Source organism: Geobacillus sp. PLS 41, assembly GCF_056494105.1.
Map to the genome: position 1 here is coordinate 2,575,551 of NZ_CM151395.1, position 20,865 is coordinate 2,596,415.

The 20,865-nt window shown below is 52.9% G+C and carries 20 protein-coding genes; 5 read left to right on the forward strand and 15 right to left on the reverse strand.

Features of this window, described 5'->3' with window-relative positions; all coding sequences use genetic code 11:
* Positions 1–2: 2 nt before the first annotated feature.
* On the reverse strand, positions 3–776 hold the full coding sequence (locus ACVX3G_RS12955; protein ID WP_014195648.1) for an ABC transporter permease: 774 nt from the start codon (positions 774–776) through the stop codon (positions 3–5).
* Positions 773–1,744 (reverse strand): ABC transporter ATP-binding protein, encoded by a 972-nt coding sequence (locus ACVX3G_RS12960; protein WP_011230983.1) that lies wholly within the window; start codon positions 1,742–1,744, stop codon positions 773–775. Before ACVX3G_RS12960 ends, ACVX3G_RS12955 begins: the two co-directional genes overlap by 4 nt.
* 161 nt (positions 1,745–1,905) lie before the next feature.
* Here ACVX3G_RS12960 and ACVX3G_RS12965 point away from each other — a divergent pair, with 161 nt between their 5' ends.
* Positions 1,906–2,292 carry an Mce/MlaD family protein gene (locus ACVX3G_RS12965; RefSeq protein ID WP_014195646.1) on the forward strand — a complete coding sequence of 129 codons (387 nt, stop codon included), beginning with the start codon at positions 1,906–1,908 and terminating at the stop codon, positions 2,290–2,292.
* 376 nt (positions 2,293–2,668) lie between these two features.
* On the opposite strand, the gene ACVX3G_RS12970 is transcribed toward ACVX3G_RS12965, so the two are convergent.
* Positions 2,669–4,657, reverse strand: a complete 1,989-nt coding sequence (locus ACVX3G_RS12970) for an acetoacetate--CoA ligase (RefSeq protein ID WP_033007621.1) — start codon at positions 4,655–4,657, stop codon at positions 2,669–2,671.
* Between the two features lie 237 nt (positions 4,658–4,894).
* Here ACVX3G_RS12970 and ACVX3G_RS12975 point away from each other — a divergent pair, with 237 nt between their 5' ends.
* Genes ACVX3G_RS12975 through ACVX3G_RS12985 form a run of 3 tightly spaced genes read left to right on the forward strand, consistent with a single transcriptional unit; the run spans position 4,895 to position 7,239 of the window.
* Positions 4,895–5,152, forward strand: a complete 258-nt coding sequence (locus ACVX3G_RS12975; RefSeq protein ID WP_014195644.1) for a FeoA family protein — start codon at positions 4,895–4,897, stop codon at positions 5,150–5,152.
* Positions 5,142–5,876 (forward strand): FeoB small GTPase domain-containing protein, encoded by a 735-nt coding sequence (locus ACVX3G_RS12980; RefSeq protein WP_014195643.1) that lies wholly within the window; start codon positions 5,142–5,144, stop codon positions 5,874–5,876. The genes ACVX3G_RS12975 and ACVX3G_RS12980 overlap by 11 nt, the downstream gene beginning before the upstream one ends.
* Positions 5,845–7,239 (forward strand): nucleoside recognition domain-containing protein, encoded by a 1,395-nt coding sequence (locus ACVX3G_RS12985; RefSeq protein WP_014195642.1) that lies wholly within the window; start codon positions 5,845–5,847, stop codon positions 7,237–7,239. Before ACVX3G_RS12980 ends, ACVX3G_RS12985 begins: the two co-directional genes overlap by 32 nt.
* A gap of 249 nt (positions 7,240–7,488) precedes the next feature.
* Here ACVX3G_RS12985 and ACVX3G_RS12990 read toward each other — a convergent pair whose 3' ends face one another.
* From ACVX3G_RS12990 to ACVX3G_RS13040, 11 genes are all read right to left on the reverse strand, one after another.
* Positions 7,489–8,115 carry a histidine phosphatase family protein gene (locus tag ACVX3G_RS12990; RefSeq protein WP_025039197.1) on the reverse strand — a complete coding sequence of 209 codons (627 nt, stop codon included), beginning with the start codon at positions 8,113–8,115 and terminating at the stop codon, positions 7,489–7,491.
* Positions 8,116–8,151: 36 nt separating this feature from the next.
* On the reverse strand, positions 8,152–8,304 hold the full coding sequence (locus ACVX3G_RS12995) for a peptidase U61 (RefSeq protein ID WP_013145567.1): 153 nt from the start codon (positions 8,302–8,304) through the stop codon (positions 8,152–8,154).
* The gene (locus ACVX3G_RS13000; protein WP_011230961.1) at positions 8,301–8,756 is read right to left on the reverse strand and encodes a GNAT family N-acetyltransferase; all 456 of its coding nucleotides are present in this window, start codon (positions 8,754–8,756) and stop codon (positions 8,301–8,303) included. Before ACVX3G_RS13000 ends, ACVX3G_RS12995 begins: the two co-directional genes overlap by 4 nt.
* A 48-nt stretch (positions 8,757–8,804) precedes the next feature.
* Positions 8,805–9,107, reverse strand: a complete 303-nt coding sequence (locus ACVX3G_RS13005; RefSeq protein ID WP_013145569.1) for a DUF5634 family protein — start codon at positions 9,105–9,107, stop codon at positions 8,805–8,807.
* Between the two features lie 77 nt (positions 9,108–9,184).
* Positions 9,185–11,164, reverse strand: a complete 1,980-nt coding sequence (locus tag ACVX3G_RS13010) for a putative bifunctional diguanylate cyclase/phosphodiesterase (RefSeq protein ID WP_025039196.1) — start codon at positions 11,162–11,164, stop codon at positions 9,185–9,187.
* A gap of 134 nt (positions 11,165–11,298) precedes the next feature.
* Positions 11,299–12,036 carry an IucA/IucC family C-terminal-domain containing protein gene (locus ACVX3G_RS13015; RefSeq protein WP_014195638.1) on the reverse strand — a complete coding sequence of 246 codons (738 nt, stop codon included), beginning with the start codon at positions 12,034–12,036 and terminating at the stop codon, positions 11,299–11,301.
* Entirely contained in the window at positions 12,036–12,848 is an 813-nt protein-coding gene (locus ACVX3G_RS13020; RefSeq protein WP_011230957.1) for an ABC transporter ATP-binding protein, read from the reverse strand. Before ACVX3G_RS13020 ends, ACVX3G_RS13015 begins: the two co-directional genes overlap by 1 nt.
* A gap of 12 nt (positions 12,849–12,860) precedes the next feature.
* A complete protein-coding gene (locus tag ACVX3G_RS13025; protein WP_014195636.1) occupies positions 12,861–13,913 on the reverse strand; it encodes a FecCD family ABC transporter permease in 1,053 nt (350 codons plus the stop codon).
* A complete protein-coding gene (locus ACVX3G_RS13030; protein WP_014195635.1) occupies positions 13,910–14,911 on the reverse strand; it encodes a FecCD family ABC transporter permease in 1,002 nt (333 codons plus the stop codon). The genes ACVX3G_RS13025 and ACVX3G_RS13030 overlap by 4 nt, the downstream gene beginning before the upstream one ends.
* Before the next feature lie 234 nt (positions 14,912–15,145).
* Positions 15,146–16,282: an IS110 family RNA-guided transposase gene (locus ACVX3G_RS13035; RefSeq protein ID WP_020959521.1), complete on the reverse strand. Its 1,137-nt coding sequence runs from the start codon at positions 16,280–16,282 to the stop codon at positions 15,146–15,148.
* A gap of 582 nt (positions 16,283–16,864) precedes the next feature.
* A complete protein-coding gene (locus ACVX3G_RS13040; protein WP_012749415.1) occupies positions 16,865–18,145 on the reverse strand; it encodes an IS110 family RNA-guided transposase in 1,281 nt (426 codons plus the stop codon).
* Positions 18,146–18,423: 278 nt separating this feature from the next.
* On the opposite strand from ACVX3G_RS13040, the gene ACVX3G_RS13045 reads away from it, so the two are divergent.
* A complete protein-coding gene (locus ACVX3G_RS13045) occupies positions 18,424–19,395 on the forward strand; it encodes an ABC transporter substrate-binding protein (protein WP_014195632.1) in 972 nt (323 codons plus the stop codon).
* Positions 19,396–19,479: 84 nt separating this feature from the next.
* Here the strand turns inward: ACVX3G_RS13045 and ltrA are convergent, their stop codons facing one another.
* Complete coding sequence (gene ltrA / locus ACVX3G_RS13050) at positions 19,480–20,739, reverse strand: group II intron reverse transcriptase/maturase (protein WP_479454549.1); 1,260 nt, start codon at positions 20,737–20,739, stop codon at positions 19,480–19,482.
* Positions 20,740–20,865: the final 126 nt, after the last annotated feature.

Consider the following 20,865-nt stretch of genomic DNA (forward strand, 5'->3'; position numbering starts at 1 on the left):
GTTCATCCACCTACCGCCTGATTTTTTCTCATCCCCGCTTTCCACAGCCATTGCAAAGCACCAATCAGCGCCATCATCCACCCGGCGGCGATCGCAAAGCCGCGCGCCAACTCTCCTCCATCCGCCGCCCCGGTGGCGATTTCGATCGGAAAACTGATCATATAGCGAAACGGCAGCCACTCGCTCCATTCGCGAAGCTGCGGCGGAAGCAGCTCAAGCGGCGCGATCCGTCCTGACAAAAACAACGAAATGACGTCGATCACGCCGTACACAGCCGCCACTTTCGTCATCCAAAACGCAAGCAACCCGCACGAGTAACTAAGCAAAAAACGAAGCGCCGCACCCAATACAACCGCCATCAAAAACAACATGATTTGACTTGCCGTCATGTGAGGACGAAGCGCCGGCCAAAATGTCGCTGCCACTACCCAGACAGGCACTAAAATGACGGCAAACAGCCATTTATAAATGATGTTTTCCGCGATCGCCCAATGGATCGGGTGAAGCGGCCGCAGCAACCAATTCGAAAACGTCCCTTCGCGAATTTCACGGTCCAGCTCCCATACATCCCACGCGCTCGTCATTCGTTCGACAAAAATGACGGCCATAAAATAAAAGACAAACGAATCGCTCTCTTCCGGATGAATGTTCATCCAGACAAACATCGTGATCAGCGGCTGCGTGATCGCACCCGTCATCCAGACGAACGTCGCCAAACGATACGCGAGCATTTCGATGTATTTCATCCGCAACAAAGCGATATATTTGCGAATCATACACGCTCCTCCTGAAACGCGCGCGTAATCACTTCCTCAAGCGGCGGGTCTTCAATATTGATGTCGCGGACATCAAACCGCTCTAATAACCGCGCTGCTGTCCCCGCCGCCTTCTCGCGCGCCACCCGCAATACGACTGTTCCTTCTTCGATTTCCGCCACTTCGCCATACTCTCCCCAATCCATGTCCGGAACCCGTGAAAACCGGACTTCCAATCGCTTGTACGGCGCCAGCTTCTCCGTCAGCACTGACAGTTCCCCGTCGTAAATCAATCGCCCGTAGTTGATGATCATCACCCGGTCGCAAAGCGCTGCAACATCACCCATGTAATGCGATGTCAACAAAATCGTCGTCTCGTGCTCCCGATTGTAGTCAACGATAAAGCGACGCACGTTTTCTTGCGTATGAACGTCAAGCCCGATCGTCGGCTCATCCAAAAACAACACTTGCGGCCGATGCAAAAGCGCCGCCGCCAGCTCGCAGCGCATCCGCTGCCCGAGCGACAGACTGCGCGTCGGCTTGTCCAACAGCGGCGCCAAGTCGAGCAGTTCCGTCAATTCCTCGAGCGTCTGGCGGAAAGCCCGATCGTCGATGTCATAAATGGCTTTATTGACCAAAAACGTCTCCATCGGCGGGATGTCCCAAATGAGCTGGCTTTTTTGCCCCATCACCAAGCTCATCATTTTTTTAAACTCCGGCTTTTGCTCAAACGGCACAAACCCGCCGACCGTGATCTCTCCTGATGTCGGATGCAAGAGGCCAGCAAGCATTTTCATCGTCGTCGTTTTCCCCGCCCCGTTTGGACCTAAAAAGCCGACAATCTCCCCTTTTTCAATCGTAAACGAAACGTCCTTCACCGCCTCAATGACGCGGTAGTCGCGCCGCCATAAACTGCGCGCCGCCTCAAGCCATCCCGCTTCGCGGCGATGGACGCGGAACGATTTATGCAAATGGCTGACACGGATCACCATGTTCATCCTCCAGTATGTGCATACTACTGACATTCTTTTGTTATATCACATTCGAAGGACGCGCCGCAAAGAAAAACGTTTCGTCATCTTTCTTCTATCATCTCTTTCTTTCGTCATGTATAATAGAAGGAGAATCGAACCAGAAAGGGGATTGTCGAATGGGAGCGATCTCAAATGAAATGATTTGGCAAGCCATTAAAGAACTTGCCGAGCAGCTGCAACAAACGAACGGACAAGTGCAGCAACTGGGCCAACAGGTGCAACAAACAAACGAGCAAGTGCAGCAACTGGGCCAACAAGTCCAACACCTTAACAGCCAAGTGCAGCAGCTGAACCACCAAGTACAGCAAACTCATGAGCAAGTCGACCAGCTCGCCAAACAAGTGCAGCAAACGAATGAACAACTCAACCAATTAAGCCAGCAAGTGGCCGACATGGACAAACGGATCACCGATGTCGCCAACGGCCAAAACATTTTAGTTGAAGAGCTGTTCGAAAACAAAAAGGAGATCAAGCGGGTCAAGACGGCGCTCAATATGTACTAGACGTCAGTCCGCTCCATTTCGTTGATCTCTTCGACGTTTAAAGCTTGTTCCATATCCTGTGTGAACATAGCCATCATCAAACAACATCCCCCTGCTTACGTCATACTAAAACTCCGAATCATCGTCGCCGCAAATGAAGCCCGGAAGGTTCTCCTAAACAGATCTTCCGGACTTTCTCATCATGAAAACGGACACCGTCTCGTCTCATCGCCCCAACATCTCTTTCACCGTCGTCCGCTCCTCAATCACCGATGGATTTCCAAACTGGCCTAGTCCGCTTGCTTTCTTCCATGCCCCCGACTCCTCTATTTATAATTCACTAATACATAGAAAGGTTGTTATTAAGCATCGTCACTTAATAACAACCTTTCGCATTTCAGCTTGTCTGCGTCTTCGCCGCCAGCGTCTTCGCCAGCTCGAGGAAAAAGTCGAGCGCCTCTGGATTGGCCATTGAGCCCGGGTTGACTGCCTTTTCGAGCGGGAAGCCTAAGAGCAGTTTCCGGATCGGAATCTCCATTTTCTTTCCATTTAGCGTTTTCGGAATTTGCTTCACCTCGTAAATTTCATCTGGAACAAAGCGCGGCGAGACGTGTTGCCGAATCGATTGGCGGATGCGTTCTTTCAGCTCGTCATCGAGCACTGCGCCCGGCTTGAGGACGACAAACAGCGGCATAAACGATTGCTTGCCCATCATTTCCAAATCGACAATGAGGCTTTCGAACACCCCGTCGACCGCTTCGACCGCACGGTAAATTTCGCTCGTGCCCATGCGGACGCCGGCGCGGTTGATCGTCGAGTCGGAGCGTCCGTAAATGACGCATCCCCCTTGTTCGTCAATTTTAATCCAGTCGCCGTGCTTCCAGACGCCCGGGTACGTGTCAAAATAGCTGTTCCGATACCGTTCGCCGTCTGGATCGTTCCAGAAAAAGAGCGGCATCGACGGCATTGGTTTTGTAATCACAAGTTCACCGACTTCATTCACAAGCGGCTGGCCGTTTTCGTCAAACGCCTGCACATCCGCGCCCAACGCGCGGCACGAGAGGATGCCGGCGCGCACCGGCAAAATCGGCGAACCGACGACAAACGCGGTGCACACATCCGTTCCGCCGCTGCATGATGCCAGGCAAATGTCATCCTTGACGTTTTCATACACCCAGGCGAACCCTTCGACCGTCAGCGGCGAACCGGTCGAGAGCACGGCCTCGAGCTTTGACAAGTCATATTGCTCTTTTGGCTTCAGGCCGAGCTTCATGCAGATGTTGATAAACGCCGCGCTTGTGCCGAAATGGGTGATGCCTGCCTTCTCGGCGAGCTCCCATAAAACGTTGCCATCCGGATACGTCGGGCTGCCGTCATAGAGCACGATGGTCGACCCGGCCAGCAGTCCGCCGACGAGAAAGTTCCACATCATCCATCCAGTCGTCGTAAACCAGAAAAACGTGCTGTCTTTCGTCAAGTTTTCTGAAATAGTCAATGCTTTCAAATGTTCAAGCAAAATGCCGCCATGCCCTTGGACGATCGGCTTCGGCAAACCGGTCGTTCCCGAAGAATACAAAATCCAAAGCGGATGGTCAAACGGAACGTCTTCATAGACGAGCTCCGCCTTGTCCGCCACGACATCATCCCACAGCACGACGCCCTCATCCGGTGCTTCCATCTGCCCGCGCCAATACGGAAGCAGCACCGTCTTTTTCAATGACGGCAATTTGGCGCGCAATTCGGATACGACCGGCATTTTGTCAAATTCTTTGCCGTTGTATTGGCAGCCGTCGACGGCAAACAAGACAGTCGGCTCGATTTGCGCGAACCGGTCAATGACGCTGCCAGCGCCAAAATCCGGCGAGCAGCTTGACCAAATGGCGCCGATCGAGGCGCACGCCAAAAACGCCATCACCGTCTCGGGGATATTCGGCATATACGCGACGACGCGGTCGCCGCGCTTCACTCCCATCGCTCGCAATGCTTTGGCGATCGCCGCCGTTTTTTCGCTGAGCTCCTGCCATGACACTTCCCGGTACGGCACGCGCTCTGAACGGAAAATGATGGCCGGGCGGTCGGCGCGCGCATGCCGGAAAATATGTTTCACATAGTTGAGCGCAGCGCCTGGAAACCATTCCGCCCCTGGCATCTTCCGCTCCCGCAGCACGCACTCATATGGCGTTGCCGCCTGAACACCACAATATTCCCAAACCGTTTCCCAAAATGACTCAAGCTCCTCGACTGACCATGTCCATAGCTCGCGGTACGAAGAGAAGGAGAGCCCTTTCTGTTCTCTCAACCACTCCATATATCGATAAAGGTTGGAGTTTTTGATTTGTTCCTCCGTCGGCTGCCAAAGAATCGTCCCTTCCGTAATCGCTTTCATTTCATCGTGCGTCAATGGACGCCGTCACCGCCTTTCTGCCAATAGTTTGTTCAGACTATTCATATGATAACATGATTTCCTACTGTTTTGAATAGTTGTTGGTTCGACAACTCTGTCAGAAAAAGATGAAACAAATTTGTTGACAACAGCGAGGCAACTGGAATATGATAAATTCAAAAGTTGGTCTAATCCAAAAAAATGTCCTTAACAAAAAATATTAACCGGAGGGAAACTTTTATGGCACAAGGAAAACGTTGCCGCCTCTCCGATATGAAACCGGGCGATCGATTTCGCATCGAAAAGGTTGATGTTCCTGATCCTGTGTTAAAACGACGATTGCTTGATTTGGGATTTGTACCCGGCGGGGAAGTGAAGGTGGGACAAAGAAGCCCGCTTGGCGACCCGACCGCCTATCGCGTTTGTGGCACGACGATCGCATTAAGGAAAGAAGAAAGCGACTATATTTACGGGGAGACGATTGATCATGATGGATAAAACATATACCGTTGCCTTAATAGGAAATCCGAACACCGGCAAAAGCACGTTGTTCAATGTCTTAACGGGCCTGCGCCAACATACCGGCAACTGGCCCGGGAAAACGGTCACTCATGCGGAAGGAGAATGCCGCCACCGCGGCGCATTGTACCGGATCGTCGACTTGCCGGGAACGTATTCGCTCTATTCCAATTCAGCCGATGAAGAGGTGGCGCGCGATTTTCTTCTGTTTCAACGTCCTGACGTCACGGTCGTTGTCGTCGATGCGACGGCATTAGAACGCAACTTGAATCTAGCGCTTCAAGTATTGGAAATGACCGACCGCGTCATTATCGCTATCAATTTAATGGATGAAGCGAAAAAGAAAGGCATTCATATCAATACAAAAAAATTAGCCGCCAAACTCGGTGTGCCGGTCGTGCCGATTTCGGCCCGCAACCGGGAAGGAATCGATGCACTGCTTGATGCGGTGGATGCCATGGCGCATGGCCGCATTCACACCACCCCGCTTTCCATCCGGTACAGTCCGGAAATCGAACGAGGCATTGCCAAGCTCTTGCCCCTTGTCAAGGAACTGATGGGTGACACGCATCCTGCTCGCTGGATCGCTCTTCGTCTCCTTGACGGCGATACATCGCTGCTTCAAGCGCTGAAACAACCGCCGCAACGATTGATCAAGGAGGGGAACGCGTATGCCTGCTGCGGATCTGTCAAATCAGTTTGACCAGCTCATGAACGAAGCCAAGTCATTAGCACCGGCTGACACGCGTGAACAGATCGTTTCTGCCATTTTCCAAACGTCCGCTGCGCTTTCTCAAGAATGTGTCACGCATACAGCGGCCGCAAAACGCGATCGAACGGAACAAATTGACCGGATCGTCACGTCGAAGCGGTGGGGATTTCCCATTATGCTGGCGCTTCTCGCCGCTGTCCTTTACATGACGATCGCCGGCGCCAACGTCTTTTCCGATTCGCTCGCCCGCTTGTTCGGAACGATCGAAACGTATCTCACCATGGCCTTTCAAGCGATTCACGCCCCCGACTGGTTGCACGGCCTCATTGTACTTGGCCTATACCGCGGCACGGCTTGGGTCGTCAGCGTGATGCTGCCGCCGATGGCGATTTTCTTTCCCGTATTCGCTTTGCTCGAAAATTATGGCTACTTGCCGCGTGTCGCCTTTAACATGGATCGCTTGTTTAAAAAAGCGGGGGCGCATGGCAAACAATCACTGACGATGGCCATGGGCTTCGGCTGCAACGCGGCGGCCATCATGTCGACGCGCATTATCGAATCACCGCGCGAACGAATGCTGGCCATTTTGACCAACAACTTCGTCCCCTGCAATGGACGTTGGCCAACGCTGATCCTGCTTTCCTCCTTATTTATGGCAGCCGGCTATACAGGCGGATGGAAAACGTTCGTTACGGCGGGTGTGGTCGTCGCCATGGTGTTGTTTGGCATCGTCGTCACGTTGACCGTTTCATGGGTCTTATCCAAGACGGCCTTGCGCGGCATTCCGACCCATTACACGCTGGAGCTGCCGTCGTACCGACGCCCGAAAATCATGGAGACGATCATCCGGGCCACCCTCGACAAATCACTCTATGTGCTGAAACGGGCGGTAACGGTTGCGGCGCCGGCCGGCATTCTGACATGGGTGCTCGGCAACGTTCACGTGGGAGATACGACCGTGCTGGCGTATTTAGCCGACTGGCTTGACCCATTTGCCAAAGCATTGGGATTGGATGGCTACATTTTGATGGCGTTCATTTTAGGCTTGCCAGCCAATGAAATTGTCGTGCCGATTTTGCTGATGGGCTATTTATCCGCGGGGGCGCTCACTGAAGTCGATGGCCTGCATTCTCTAAAACAAATTTTGCTTGACCACGGCTGGACGTGGCTCACCGCCCTCAATATGATGCTGTTTTCCCTGCTTCACTACCCATGCGGCACGACGCTCGTCAACATTTACAAAGAAACGAAAAGCGCGAAATGGACGTTCGTCGCCTTTGCCTTGCCGACAGCGATTGCCATTGCGGTCACCTTTACGACCGCACAGCTGGCGAGATGGCTCGGGCTCGTATAAACGGCGCAGCCCCGCTTCCCGATCGAGGAAAACGGGGCTGTTTTTTTGGACAACTAGACTTGATAAGAAAAAGCAGTTCTTCACCAAACGTTGTACTGGAAGGCGCCCACTCATAGCTTTCATCCATTTCTTGAATCATGAATGAGGTTGCATGATGGCGCAAGAAACCGATCCGATTGGCCAAGCGCATATTATGGCGATGAACCGAAGAAACAGCGCCGCCTCCAATTCTCCATCCTTCTTCCCTATCTATACTTCCTTGACTTCTTCTAGATGGGAAACATCGCCTTCCACAACCAGGTGAAACACGTCCGCATTCACCTCCACAATCGTCACACTCGTGCCGTACATATACGGCGGCGACCACAGGTGGTCAAGCGGCGTGTCTTTGAACGCCGCCATGAGCGTTTTCAGCACGACGCCGTGAGTGACGATTAACACCGTTTCTCCCTCGTGCCGATCAACGATGCTCTGCACCGCTTCAAGCGCCCGCTGCTGCACGTCACAAAACCGCTCGCCTCGCTGTGGAGCGTACAGATGGGGCGCGTTCCAAAAATGGTCGAACGCGATCGGATCCATTTGCCGAATCTCGTCATGCGTCTTTCCTTCCCAATCGCCAAGATGAATCTCGCGCAGCCGCTCGTCTTGATAGATCGGAATGAGCCGCCCGCCGCGGACAATCTCCGCCGTCTCAAGCGCCCGGCCGCTTGTGCTTGTGTAAATCGCGGCCAATTCCACCGCTTCAAGCCGCTTTCCAAGCCGCATGGCGTCTTGCCGCCCTTTTTCCGTGAGCGGCGAGTCTTGCCAGCCTTGCATCCGCCTTTCGACGTTCCACTTCGTTTCCCCATGTCTGGTCAAATACAAGGTTGTCGCCATGTCTTCCCTCATGTCTCCTCTCTATTAATCTACCTCTCATTCAACCGCCCGCTCAGGCAAGCGAAACGCAACAGATCCGCTTTTGTCCGTTTTCATCTCTGCTTGAATGCCTTTTGGCAACACTGCCATTGGATCTGTATGGCCAAAATCGGCATCATACACAACCGGAAACTCGTACCCGCGTGTCATCCGCTTCGTTTCACGAGTTTCGTTAACTCGATTCTTTCCGGCGTTTCGATGCGCTCGATGGCACGAAACCCATGGCGTTCGTAAAAGCGAATGGCCGGCGCGTTGCCGCTTCCGGTCGTCACGACGATCTCGCTTATCGACGGCTCTTGCTTGATGACAAAGTCGAGCAACGCGCTGGCGATCCCTTGGCGGAAACAATCCGGATCGACCATCAGCCGGCAAAGGCGAAGCGTCTTCCCATTCCGCTTGCAAGCGATCGCCCCAACGAGTCGTTCCCCTTGAAAATAGCCGAAAAAGCGCTCGCCGCATCGTTGCAGAGAAGCGATCGTATCATGAAGCGGCGGGAGCGCCGTGCTGCCGATGATCTGCGCCTCGATCGTATACGCGCGCCGCTGTAGGTGCAGCACCTTAACGGCCGTTTCGTCGTCTGCTATGTGAAGTTCCGCAATCATGCTCCTCTCCCTTTCGATGGCGAAAAAGCGGCCGAGCCCGGCCGCTTATCATGAATGAATCACTTCCTCCATCGCCTCTTGCAGCGAATGAAAGCCTTTTTTCTCCCGACCGTCTTTTCGAACGGTCCATTCCTGCTTCTCAAGCGCCAGTTCACCGCGTTCGTTTTTTACAAACGGCATGTGAATGGTGATCATCTCATCGTCTTTGTTGATCGTATAGCCGACATAATAGCGATTGCCTTCACCATGCTCTTCAAAAATGCCGACTTGGTCGAGTCCATAGGCTTCCATCATCGGCTCGAGCGTGTCGATGAACTCCTCGATCACAACGCTTCTTGGCGCAAATTCCATGGTTTTTCCTCCTCTTGCCTAGTCATCAAGTGTAGTTTGCGGCAAGCCGAGGAAACTCATGAGTGGAAATGACCGACTTATGACGAAGGCCCATTGCAAGCCGTGCGGTTGTACTCCTCAAGCCATTGCTGCAACTTTTCCGCTTCGAGCGAGCGGCTGAAGTAAAACCCTTGTGCATAGTCGCAATGCATTTGCGAAAGAAGCGCCACTTGCGATTCACTCTCCACCCCTTCGGCCAATACTTCAATATCCAGGCTTTTTGCTAAATGAATGATCGTATCAACAATCGTGGCATCTTTCGAGTTTTCCGCAATGCCTTCAATGAAACTGCGGTCGATTTTCAACAGCGACACTGGCAAATTGCGGATGTAAGCCAATGATGAAAAACCGGTTCCAAAGTCATCGATCGCCGCCTGCACACCGAGACGTTGCAATTCGGTTAAAATGTGCTGCCCTGTTTCGATGTTTTCCATCAGTCCGCTTTCGGTCACTTCCAAAATGAGCCGATCGGGCGAAAGCCCCGTCTCCCGCAAAATGCGCTTCACATGCTCGATGAGCTCCGGACGATTGAGCAAAAACGGCGACAAGTTGACTGCGAGCTTGAGGCCCGGAAATTTTCTTTCCCACTCTTTCACTTGACGGGACGCCTGTTCCAACACCCATAATGTAATTTCAAAAATAAACCCGCTTTCCTCCGCCAACGGAATGAAATCGAGCGGCGGAATTTCACCGAGCGACGGATGACGCCAGCGCAAAAGCGCCTCAACCCCCATCGCCTTTCCTTTAGCAAGTTGCACTTTCGGCTGATAGCATAAATACAACTGCCCGCGCATAATGGCAAACGGCAAATCTTGCTCGATCACCGCATGCCGATGCTCGGTCGGCCGGTAAAAGGCATAGCCGTTCCGCCCCCGCTCTTTCACTTCGTACAACGCTTGATCGGCATATTTCATCACTTGCTCGATCCGATCGCTGTCTTTCGGGAAAAAAGCGATGCCGATCGACAATGTTGATTGAATCAGCTGTTTTTCGTAATAAAACGGCTCGTGAAACGAACTGACAAGCTGTTCCGCCAAGGCGGTCATCTCTGTTTTCGTTATGTTCGGCAGCAAGAGAACAAACTCATCACCGCCGATGCGGGCAAAAAAGTCGCCGGGACGCAACGCCCGCTCGACGCGCTTGACCGCCTCGCGCAAAAAGTAATCGCCGGCTTGATGGGAAAAATGATCGTTGATCCATTTGAATTTGTCAAAATCCAAATAACAAAGAGCAAACGGCGTCTGACTCGCGATCAGCTCATGAATATGCCGCTCGAAATAGCTGCGGTTGGCGATGCCCGTGAGCGAATCGAAGTAAGCAAGCTGACGGAGCTTTTCTTCGTACCGCTTCCGCTCGCTGATGTTTTTCACGGTCACAATGACGCAATCGAGCGTCCCCGCTTCATCGATGATCGCCTTCCCTTGCGCCTCCATCCAAACCCATTCGCCTTTCTCGCCTTGCTTGCGAAATTCGGCGGATTGCGTCTCGTATGTATCGTACAGCTCAGCCAATTTTTGTGCCACGACCGGGGCGTCATCAGGGTGGACAAATGTCAGCACCTCTTCGTATGACACTGGAAGGCGCTTGTTTGTTTTTCGCTTCCATGACGGCGGAATGTATGACAACTCACGATTGGGAGAAAAAATCAACACGTAATCGTTCGAATGCTCAACAATCAGCTGCAGACGCCGTTCCGCTTCGGCAAGCCGCGCTTGCAGGCCGCTCTCCTCCGCTTGGCGGCGAAGAACGCATAAGACGGCGGCCGTCTGTCCGTTTTCACCGATGATCGGCGACACGCCCGCAACCAATAAGCCGTCAAGCAACTCCCAGCGAAAGGCAGCCGGGCGCTGTTTCACCCGTTCAACCAACGCCCGTCCTTCGACGGACAGCGTCCTCTGTTCTTCTTCACTCAGCGCCAAGCCGGCAAAAGCCGGATTGTTGTAAATGATCACGCCTTGCAAATTCAAGATGACCACTGCTTCTGTGAAGTGATGGAAAAAGGCCGTATATTTGTCCATGCAATTGCTACCTCGCCGTTTCACCAAAATAAGCGATGTCCACACTTCCATTTTCACGAAAATCACGGCAAAAATCAACAAATTTCGCAAACATTTTGTCAAAAATATGGAACTGCCCACCGGCGGCCTTCCGGTCACCCGGTTTGCCGCTGGCGGGCGCGAGTGGGACACGTTTGGCAGCACGTCCCTCCTTTTGTGTGCACGTACAGGCAGCACGTCGTCCGCTGCATGCCGCTTGCTCCTTTAAAAAAGCGGCGAAGTGGGTTGTCTTTTTGTCCAAACAACCGGCCGTCGGCTTCATGAATAAGGAAGCGGAAATCATCGCGCAGCCGGTCGGCGACCGGGGCAAGCGACTCATCCTCAAGCCAACGTTCATATACCCAATACACGTAAATCGCGACATTTTCCCATAAGACGAGCGGCGATATGCGCGTCAGACGCCGCAACCGAGCGATGAGCGGAGCGAACAAGCCGGCGAACACGTCGCGAACGACTTGCTCGCGCCAGCGGCTGCGCTCAATGCCGCACGCCTCCGCTTCCGGCGGCTCAAAGCGAAACCGCGGCATCCACATCTCCCCTTCGCCGTCCGTGTCAAGCCAAATTCGTCCAGGATCGAGCACAAGCCGCTTGTTCCATACCGACATGGCGTATAGCGCCATCGGTGCCAAAAAGCTTAATCGTTTGACGAGCATCGACGCCGCAACGGCGTCATTTGCCGCTCCCATCTCGGTGCGGACGTGCGCGACATACTTCGCGAGCTGCCCGTCGTCATGAAGCAGCCAAGCAAACAACATCGACGACGAGACATCAGCCGCCCCGCTTGAAAAACGGTACGTTTCCAACGTTTTCATTTCGTCTTCACGCAGTCTCATCACGATACGCCTTCTTTCTGTAAAATTCGCCGTCCTTTCCCATACGGAATGCAAAGCGGGGTGCCAAAGATCGGATCGTACGTGATTTGGCAATCCATTTGGAACACATCTTTCACGAGCTGGCGGGAAATGACGTCTTCCGGCTTTCCTTCGGCATACACCGTTTTATCGCGAATGGCGACGAGATGATGGGCGTAACGGCACGCTAAATTCAAATCGTGAAGCACCATGACGATCGTCCGCCGTTCTTTTTCATTCAGCTCAAACAATAAATCTAAAATGTCAATTTGATGCGCGAGATCCAAATACGTCGTCGGCTCGTCAAGCAAAATGATGTCTGTTTCTTGCGCTAATGTCATGGCGATCCATGCGCGTTGGCGCTGTCCGCCGGAAAGCGAATCGACCGGCCGCTCGGCGAATTCGGCGAGTCCAGTTGCCTCTAGGGCCCGCACAACCGCCCGCTCATCTTCGTCACTCCATTGCTTGAACCACGTTTGATACGGGTAGCGCCCTTGCTTCACAAGTTGCAACACGGTCAGTCCTTCCGGAGCCATAGGCGACTGCGGCAAAATGGCGAGCCGGCGGGCGATTTCTTTTGTCGGCTGTTTGGCGATTTCTTTTCCATCCAGCAGCACAGCGCCGCTTGTTGGTTTTAGCAGCCGGGCCAAGGCGCGCAGCAACGTCGACTTGCCGCAGCCGTTCGCGCCGATGAACACCGTGATTTTTCCTTTTGGAATCGTCAAGTCTAAACGGTCAATAACGATCGCCTCGCCATAGGATAGCGTCAACTCTTTCGCCTGCAACCCATGCATGCGCATCCCTCCTTATAATTTCCGACTTCGGTACAATAAATAAATGAAATACGGTGCTCCAATCGCCGCGGTAAACACTCCAGCCGGAATTTCCGTCGGCGCCAAAAGCAGCCGCCCAGCCAAATCCGCCCCCATGACGAACACACCGCCTAACAGCGCAGCGGTCGGAAGAAGAGCGCCAAACGCCGAACCGACAAGGCGGCGCGCCATATGCGGCGCCATCAGCCCGACAAAGCCGATGCCGCCGGCGAAAGCGACCGCGCCGCCGGTGAGCGCGGTGCTAAGCAAAACAAGTCCTAGCCGTTGCCGTTCGACCGCGCCGCCAAGCCCAATCGCCAGCTCATCGCCCAGCTCCTGCACATTGACATGCCGCGCGGCCAATATCGCCACAAGGAGCAGTCCGATGACCCATGGCGCCATGAGCGAAACGTGCTGCCAAGAAGCTCCATACACACTGCCCGTAATCCACACGTTTGCCTGGCTCGCCCGATAGATGGGTCCTGTGATCATCAACAGTGTCGTCAACGCCTGCATGAGCGCAGAAACGCCGATGCCGACAAGCACGAGCCGAAGCGGGGCGAGGCCGTTTTTCCACGCCAGCATATACACGAGCCAAGCAGCGGCCGCTGCGCCGAGAAAGGCGGCAAGCGGCAGCCAGTGGATGCTGACGGTCAAAGAGTTGTTTTCATCGCTAAACAGCGCCAAAAAGCCAACGACCGCGGCCGCCGCTCCGCCGGTGATGCCGAGCACATCCGGCGAAGCGAGCGGATTGCGCACCATTCCTTGCAAAATGGCACCCGCGGCAGCCAGCGCCATTCCGGCCAACCAAGCGACAAGCACACGCGGCAGGCGGAACGTCACAATCACCGTCTGATGAATTTCCTCTCCGTATCCGAACAGCGCGGCAGCGGCCTCAAGCGGGGACATGCGCATTTCGCCGCTGCCAATGCTGATCAGGAAAAGTAAGACGGCCGCTGCTATGAGCGCGGCGAGCACCGCAACAGCTTTTTTGTCATAGAAAAACGAGATGTGTTTTCCCATTCGGACCGTGATGTATTTTTTCATTTTGCGGCGATCCCCCTGCGGGCAATGTAGATGAAAAATGGAACGCCGAGCAAGGCGGTGACGATGCCGACCGGCACTTCGCGCGGCATCAGAACGTAGCGCGCCCCAATATCGGCCATAAGAAGCAAAATCCCGCCAAGCAAGGCGCAATACGGAAGCAGCCAGCGGTGGTCGACGCCGGCCAGCGCCCGCGCCATATGCGGCACCATGATGCCGATAAAGCCGATCGGACCGGCAACAGCGACCGAACCGCCGGCGAGCAGGACAACTAAGAGAGCGGCGGCCGCTTTAATGAAGGTTGTCCGCTGCCCGAGCCCTTTCGCTACATCGTCTCCCATCATTAAGATGTTGACATGGCGCGCCAGCAGCATGGACCCAAGCCAGGCGGCGGCCAAATACGGAAAGACGGCTGCCAACAGCTCGAGCTTCCGGCCGGCGACCGACCCGGCCAGCCAAAAGAGCACTTCTTCAAGCGCTTTTTCATTCATCGCCAGCATCCCTTGCGTCAGCGAGGCAAATAAAGCCGCGACCGCCGTGCCGGCAAGCGTCATTTTGAGCGGCGTCAGCCCGTCTTTCCCCGCGGCGCTGATCACAAACACGATCAACGCCGCCATCGCCGCCCCCATAAATGCGACCCAAGACAACATTTGCAATGAAGAAATGGAAAAAAAGGTGACCATCACAACAATCAAAAAACCGGCCCCGGCGTTAATGCCGAAAATGCCTGGCGAAGCGAGCGGGTTTCGCGTCAGCGCTTGCATGAGCGCTCCGGCCATCGCCAAGCTGGCGCCAACGGCAGCCGCAATCAACGCTCGCGGCAGCCGAACCGTCGCCACGACTAAATGGGCATTCGATCCATCATTGTCGATGAGAGCCGCCACCGCCTGCCGCCAACTCGTATCGGTATATCCGCAAACGATGCTCATCCACATGGCGGCAAGCAGCACAATCAGCAAACCGATGAGGCCAACCATTTTTTGACGGTTTGTCACCAGCATCTCTGAGATCTCCCTTGCTTCATTTTCTATATCTCTATCGTCAAGTCTATTTGATAATGACTCTCATCGTCAATATTTTTCACCATCTTTTCTGTGAAAATCCATAAAACCCGGTCAACTCTGTATATCCTGTGATCAGTTTGGATACACTACAAATGGCCAAAAAAGACAACAGGAAAGCAGAGGTACCTTATTTTTAGGCATCTCGTATATTCTGTATTCATTTTGGCTATACTAACTTACTTGTGGTCCCCAAAACGGTTCTTTTCGGGAAAGCATGCAGTAAATGGTGACAAGCATTCGGTGCGCGATCGCAACGAGTGCTTTTTTCTTTCCCCGGCGAGCCGCCAATGACCAAAATTTCGCCGCCAACGGTTGATTCCTGCATCGGGATAACGCCCATGCCGCCTCGCATAACGCGGATTTAATATGAGGATTACCCTTTACCGTTCGTGTACTTTTGCGTTTTCCAGCGCTTTCGTGATTTCCCGGGGCCACCCCAGCCCAAGAAGCGAGGCGCTGCGGTGTCGGGAACTGTCCCATATCCACTCCGATTTCGGCGATGATGACGGCGGCGGTTTCCTTTTTCACTCCAGGAATCGTCATCAGAAGATCCACTTCCTGTTGATACGGTTGTAAGAGATGGTCGATGCGTTGGTCCATCTCCTGAATCAAGCTTTCCAAATACTCGATGTGCTTCCACGATTGGCGAATCATGAACAACTCATGTTCGGTTAATGTCCCAAAGAGCGATTCCTGAATTTGTTGCTTTTTCCCTTTCATTCTTCCGTGAAGGCAAGCGTCGATATCGGCTTCTTCGATGTACCCCTGTTCCATTAAACGGGTCAAGAGTTTTCGGCCCGATACTCCGAAGATGTCGGAAATCACCGTACCCAGCTTGATATTGGAACACTCCAATACTTTATGAATTCGGTTTTTTTCCGCAATCAATTGACCCACCCACTTTTTGCGTAAACGGGTCAAGTCCCGCAATTCTCGAATTGGCGCGGGTGGCACAAAACTCTTTTCAATCAGTCCATAACGCAATAATTTAGCGATCCATTCCGCATCGGATACATCCGTTTTTCTCCCTGGGACATTCTTGATTCGCTGAGCGTTGGCCAAGGTAATGTCAAAGTAGTCCTCTAAAATGTTAAAGACCGGTTTCCAGTAAACCCCCGTACTCTCCATCGCTAGATGAGTGATTTCTCGATCCTCGAGCCATTTCAGGAGGCGAAACAAGTCTTTGGTAAACGTCGAAAACGTTTCGATCTCCTTTTGAATGTGGTCTTCTTCTCCCCAAAGCGCACAAACGACAATCGTTTTGGCATGAACATCTAAACCTGCGCAACGATGATAAAGCACATCCATGATCCGGACTCCTTCCATTGATGAATTCGCAAACAGTGAGTCCACTTGTTCGTTAGGCATTTTTCTGTTCGTAGTCACCTTTTCCAAATGAAAAGGGCTTACAATGGGTGGAACACCAAATGGACTCAAACAGTTTTTTGTACAGGGTCGAACCACCATTAAAAAGCACGTCTTTCCAAACTGTTTGCGTTCATCCTCCCTCTAGAAATGTTGATTTATCAAGGCTTTTCGGCCCCTCAGGGGTGTCCAAAAAATATTTTTCGACAAAATCCCTTACATCCTTTTTCAGTTTTGTGGATATCTTACAGACCTAGGGTGCGCTTCGCGGCCACGGCTGGGGATATTTTCCTTCCGTGGGGAGAAGCGTATTCGATGCACCCTTTGGATCTCCGCGTCGCTGATGAGGACGAACCCTCCCATGTCTCCGGGCGTCTTCGCGCCAACATTCCCTCGTTCGGTCTCGTCATCAGGCGGAGGCCGGCCAAGCTCCTTTGGGGACTCAAGGTCGAATGGATGAAATCACGCCAGCTTCTCCGGTGTCATCCTGTTGTCCAACGATTCTTCCGTTCGCAGGGGGAGGCCTTAGGCCGCCCGTTGCACCTGGGACAAGACGTCCTGTTTCATTCGCTCCGCGTCAAACGCTTGTTTCTTCGTACAAATCGCAAACAGCACATTCAACAGCTTCCGGCACAAGGCGACGATGGACTGCTTTCCGGTCAGCGGATTGACGGATCGGGTCGTATAATACTCATGCAGCTCGCGAAACGCCTCGTTATGCCGAATCAGCGGAATCATCGCCCGAAACAGCACCGATCGCAGCCGTTTCCGTCCCCGTTTGGAGATGTGCTTTTGCCCTTTGCGCTGGCCGGAGGAATTCTCCTTGAGCGTCAGGCCCGCCAACTTCACCAATTGACGCGGGTCCCGATAATGGGCGAAGCTGCCGATCTCCGCCAGAAGATCGATGATCGTGGCGTCTCCCAACCCGTCGACCGTTTTCAACCATTGGTACTCCATCGTCGTTTGAACCAATGCCTTCAACTCGGCGTCCAGTGCAGCGATCTCCGCCTCCAATTGGCGGTATCGGCGGACGAGCGCGGCGATCTCAAACCGGGCCATCGCTGTCCCTTCCGTCACCCCAATCGAGTCCTTCGCGGTGTTGATCAACGCCTGAATTTTGGCCTTCTGCGGGCATTTCATCCCTTCGCTTTGCCGGTACACCTCAAGAAGCTCCTCCACCGTCCGGCCGGCCATATCAGCCGGAAGCGGCGTCCACTCCAACACCGAAAGCGCCGTTTTCCCCAGGTCGCGAAACACCGTCCAAAACTCCGGAAAATATCGGTCGGTCCAGCGGACGATCGCGTTTTTCACCGCCGTCTGTTCCTTGCGGAGCTTCTCTTTGAGCGTGCTCCCCACGCGCAAATCGGCTTCAATCTCGTGCAGCAGCCGGGGAACGAGGAATCGTCCGTCTTTTGCCAGTCTGGCAATGACCAGGGCGTCTTTGGCGTCGTGTTTCGTCGGCAGGTTGTCATCAAGTTCTTTCGACCGGCACACATGCGCCGGGTTGACCATGACCAACGGGATCCCGTGCTCCTCGAGGAAGTAGGCGAGGTTCAACCAGTAGTGCCCGGTCGGCTCCACCGCGACGATCACCTGCGGCTTTCCGAACGCTTGCATCGCCTCCTGAATCGCTTCATACAGCTGGCGAAAGCCCTCTTTCGACTGGAAGATCGGGAACGATTTGCGAAGCACACGCCCCCGGTCATCCACGAAGCAGGCGTAGTGGGTTCGTTTCGCGATATCGATGCCCACGACAAGCGTTTGTTCGGTGACTTGATCAATTTTATAGTTTTGTGTACAATTCATCTGAAGTCCTCCTTGGTATGGTGAGTGATGTGTTTGACACCCCTGCATCATACCAAGAGGGCTTTTTTTGATCAAGTCCCCGGAAAAGCTCCTAACGGGAATGCTCCATTATGGAAGGAGAGATGGATTTTCATGCCTGGGTGGGGAGTAAAATTTACTCATGGATGTTTTATGATATTCTCATGATTTTTTCATTTTTTATTGACAATGATTATCGCTGTTATTTATGATATTAGCGTAAATGAAACTCATTATCAACAATAAAGGGGGATTTCACTGTGAAACGGAAACATCTCACTCTTCTGTCCGCCTTCATCCTTTCTCTCCTTCTTCTTGCCGGCTGCGGCGGAAAACAGGAAGAAACGGCCGAGCCGGCGGAAAACAAGGAACCGAAATCTGAAGGAAGCTATACGGTCGAACACGCCATGGAAACAACAGAAATCAAAGGGACGCCAAAACGGGTCGTCATTTTAACGAACGAAGGAACGGAAGCGCTGCTCGCGCTAGGCGTGAAGCCGGTCGGCGCGGTCAAATCGTGGACGGGCGATCCGTGGTACGACCACATTAAAGACCAAATGGACGGCGTCAAAGAGCTCGGTTTGGAATCAGAGCCGAACGTTGAAGCGATCGCCGCCTTGAAACCAGATTTGATTATCGGCAACAAACTGCGTCATGAAAAAATTTATGAACAGTTGAAACAAATCGCTCCAACCGTTTTCTCTGAAACGCTGCGCGGCAACTGGAAAGACAACTTTATGCTCTATGCGAAAGCCGTAAACCAAGAGGCAAAAGGGAAACAAGTCATTGCAGAATATGACAAACGCATTGAAGACTTAAAAGCAAAACTCGGTGACAAGCTGAAGATGAAAGTATCCATCGTCCGCTTTATGGCCGGCGACGTGCGCATTTACCATAAAGACTCGTTCTCCGGCGTTATTTTGGATCAACTTGGCTTCGCCCGCCCGGAATCGCAAAACGTAAACGACTTTGCGGAAACCGGCGTGACGAGAGAACGCATTCCAGCAATGGATGGCGACATCCTGTTCTACTTTACATATGAGACGGGGGACGGCAAAGCGAGCGAACTTGAAAAAGAATGGATCAACGACCCGCTCTTTCAAAACTTAAATGTCGCTAAACAAGGAAAAGTATACAAAGTGAGCGACACGATTTGGAACACGGCTGGCGGTGTGCTCGCAGCTCATTTGATGTTGGATGATATTGAGAAATATTTCTTGCAAAGGCAATAATCGCCCGCTAATCGAGTAGGAGAGGGTGACTAACCCTCGTCCTCTCACACCACCGTACGTACCGTTCGGTATACGGCGGTTCCATTAAGTCTGACGCAGAGATTCATATCGTTGATAAAGACTCTTCAGCCCTTGGCTCTCCCAATAGGAGTTGCCAAGGGCTTTATGCAGGATGGGACTGGCGGCCACTCTCCAATATTTCTTCCGAGTGTTTCCCCATTCATATGCTTTCTGCTTGGGCACTCCTAAACTTTGCAGTTTTCGGACTCTGGTTCTCGGAAGTTTCCACTCTTTCCATTGGCACATGCGCAGCCTTCGTCGAATCCATCCATCTAGTTCTTTGAACACACTTGGGGTCTCTGCTAGCGAAAAGTATCCACACCATCCCAGAATGTATTGATTGAGCTGTTCGATTCGTTCGGGCATGGGAATCGGTTTCGATCGGCTCGTCATGGTGCGTATCCTTTGCTTCATGCGCCGAATGCTTTCCTTTGCAATTCGGATTTTTGGCTCCTTACTTGGGGTGAAGCTAAAACCGAGGAATTTTCTCCTCCACGGACGATCCACTGCCGATTTGGTTTCGTTGACTTTCAGCCGGAGTTTCTTTTCGATGAATGCCGTGATCGATTTCATCACCCGTTCCCCGGCCTTCTTCGTCCTTACGTAGATATTGCAGTCATCCGCATACCGTACAAACTTGTGCCCTCGTTTTTCCAATTCTTTGTCCAGCTCATCCAGGAGAATGTTGGACAGGAGTGGACTGAGCGGCCCTCCTTGTGGAGTCCCCTCTTGTGTTTCCATGACCACCCCGTTGATCATGACCCCTGCCTGTAGATACTTCCGTATCAACTTTAGGAGGATTTTGTCTGGAATTCGTTTCGCTAATATCCCCATCAGTTTGTCATGGTTGACTCGATCAAAGAACTTTTCCAAGTCGATATCTACCACCCATGTATATCCTTCCTGAATATACTGCTTCGCCTTTTTCACCGCGTCGTGTCCTCTTCGACCGGGACGAAACCCGTAGCTGTGTTCCGAAAAGGATGGGTCAAAGATCGGCGTGAGCACTTGGGCGATGGCCTGTTGGATGAACCGGTCTGTCACGGTCGGGATTCCTAGTAACCTGACTCCTCCGTTCGGTTTCGGGATTTCGACCCGTCGGACCGGGCAAGGTTCGTAGGTCCCTTCTTCTAAAGCGTGCCGTATCACGTCCCAATGTTCCACGAGGTGTCTTCGCAGGTCTTTGACGGACATTCCATCGGTTCCATGGGACCCTTTATTCTTTTCCACTTGTTTGAGTGCTCGCAGGAGATTCTCCCGTGACATTACCTGTTTCATCCACATTCCGATTCTTCCTCTCTACGTGAACGGTCCGTTCTATTTGTGCCATCTTCTTCTCCACCCTCTTGAGGTTCCCCATGGACTTCACCATTTCCCCCCTCAAGCAGGCCCTTTCGGGTTATCTGCTTC

Coding starts and splice junctions, on each gene's coding strand:
- ACVX3G_RS12955 (WP_014195648.1), bottom strand. CDS start 776: ATGATTCGCAAATATATCGCTTTGTTGCGGATGAAATACATCGAAATG.
- ACVX3G_RS12965 (WP_014195646.1), top strand. CDS start 1,906: ATGGGAGCGATCTCAAATGAAATGATTTGGCAAGCCATTAAAGAACTT.
- ACVX3G_RS12970 (WP_033007621.1), bottom strand. CDS start 4,657: ATGAAAGCGATTACGGAAGGGACGATTCTTTGGCAGCCGACGGAGGAA.
- ACVX3G_RS12975 (WP_014195644.1), top strand. CDS start 4,895: ATGGCACAAGGAAAACGTTGCCGCCTCTCCGATATGAAACCGGGCGAT.
- ACVX3G_RS12980 (WP_014195643.1), top strand. CDS start 5,142: ATGATGGATAAAACATATACCGTTGCCTTAATAGGAAATCCGAACACC.
- ACVX3G_RS12985 (WP_014195642.1), top strand. CDS start 5,845: ATGCCTGCTGCGGATCTGTCAAATCAGTTTGACCAGCTCATGAACGAA.
- ACVX3G_RS12990 (WP_025039197.1), bottom strand. CDS start 8,115: ATGGCGACAACCTTGTATTTGACCAGACATGGGGAAACGAAGTGGAAC.
- ACVX3G_RS12995 (WP_013145567.1), bottom strand. CDS start 8,304: ATGACACGCGGGTACGAGTTTCCGGTTGTGTATGATGCCGATTTTGGC.
- ACVX3G_RS13000 (WP_011230961.1), bottom strand. CDS start 8,756: ATGATTGCGGAACTTCACATAGCAGACGACGAAACGGCCGTTAAGGTG.
- ACVX3G_RS13005 (WP_013145569.1), bottom strand. CDS start 9,107: ATGGAATTTGCGCCAAGAAGCGTTGTGATCGAGGAGTTCATCGACACG.
- ACVX3G_RS13010 (WP_025039196.1), bottom strand. CDS start 11,164: ATGGACAAATATACGGCCTTTTTCCATCACTTCACAGAAGCAGTGGTC.
- ACVX3G_RS13015 (WP_014195638.1), bottom strand. CDS start 12,036: ATGAGACTGCGTGAAGACGAAATGAAAACGTTGGAAACGTACCGTTTT.
- ACVX3G_RS13020 (WP_011230957.1), bottom strand. CDS start 12,848: ATGCATGGGTTGCAGGCGAAAGAGTTGACGCTATCCTATGGCGAGGCG.
- ACVX3G_RS13025 (WP_014195636.1), bottom strand. CDS start 13,913: ATGAAAAAATACATCACGGTCCGAATGGGAAAACACATCTCGTTTTTC.
- ACVX3G_RS13030 (WP_014195635.1), bottom strand. CDS start 14,911: ATGCTGGTGACAAACCGTCAAAAAATGGTTGGCCTCATCGGTTTGCTG.
- ACVX3G_RS13035 (WP_020959521.1), bottom strand. CDS start 16,282: ATGGATGTGCTTTATCATCGTTGCGCAGGTTTAGATGTTCATGCCAAA.
- ACVX3G_RS13040 (WP_012749415.1), bottom strand. CDS start 18,145: ATGAATTGTACACAAAACTATAAAATTGATCAAGTCACCGAACAAACG.
- ltrA (WP_479454549.1), bottom strand. CDS start 20,739: ATGTGGATGAAACAGGTAATGTCACGGGAGAATCTCCTGCGAGCACTC.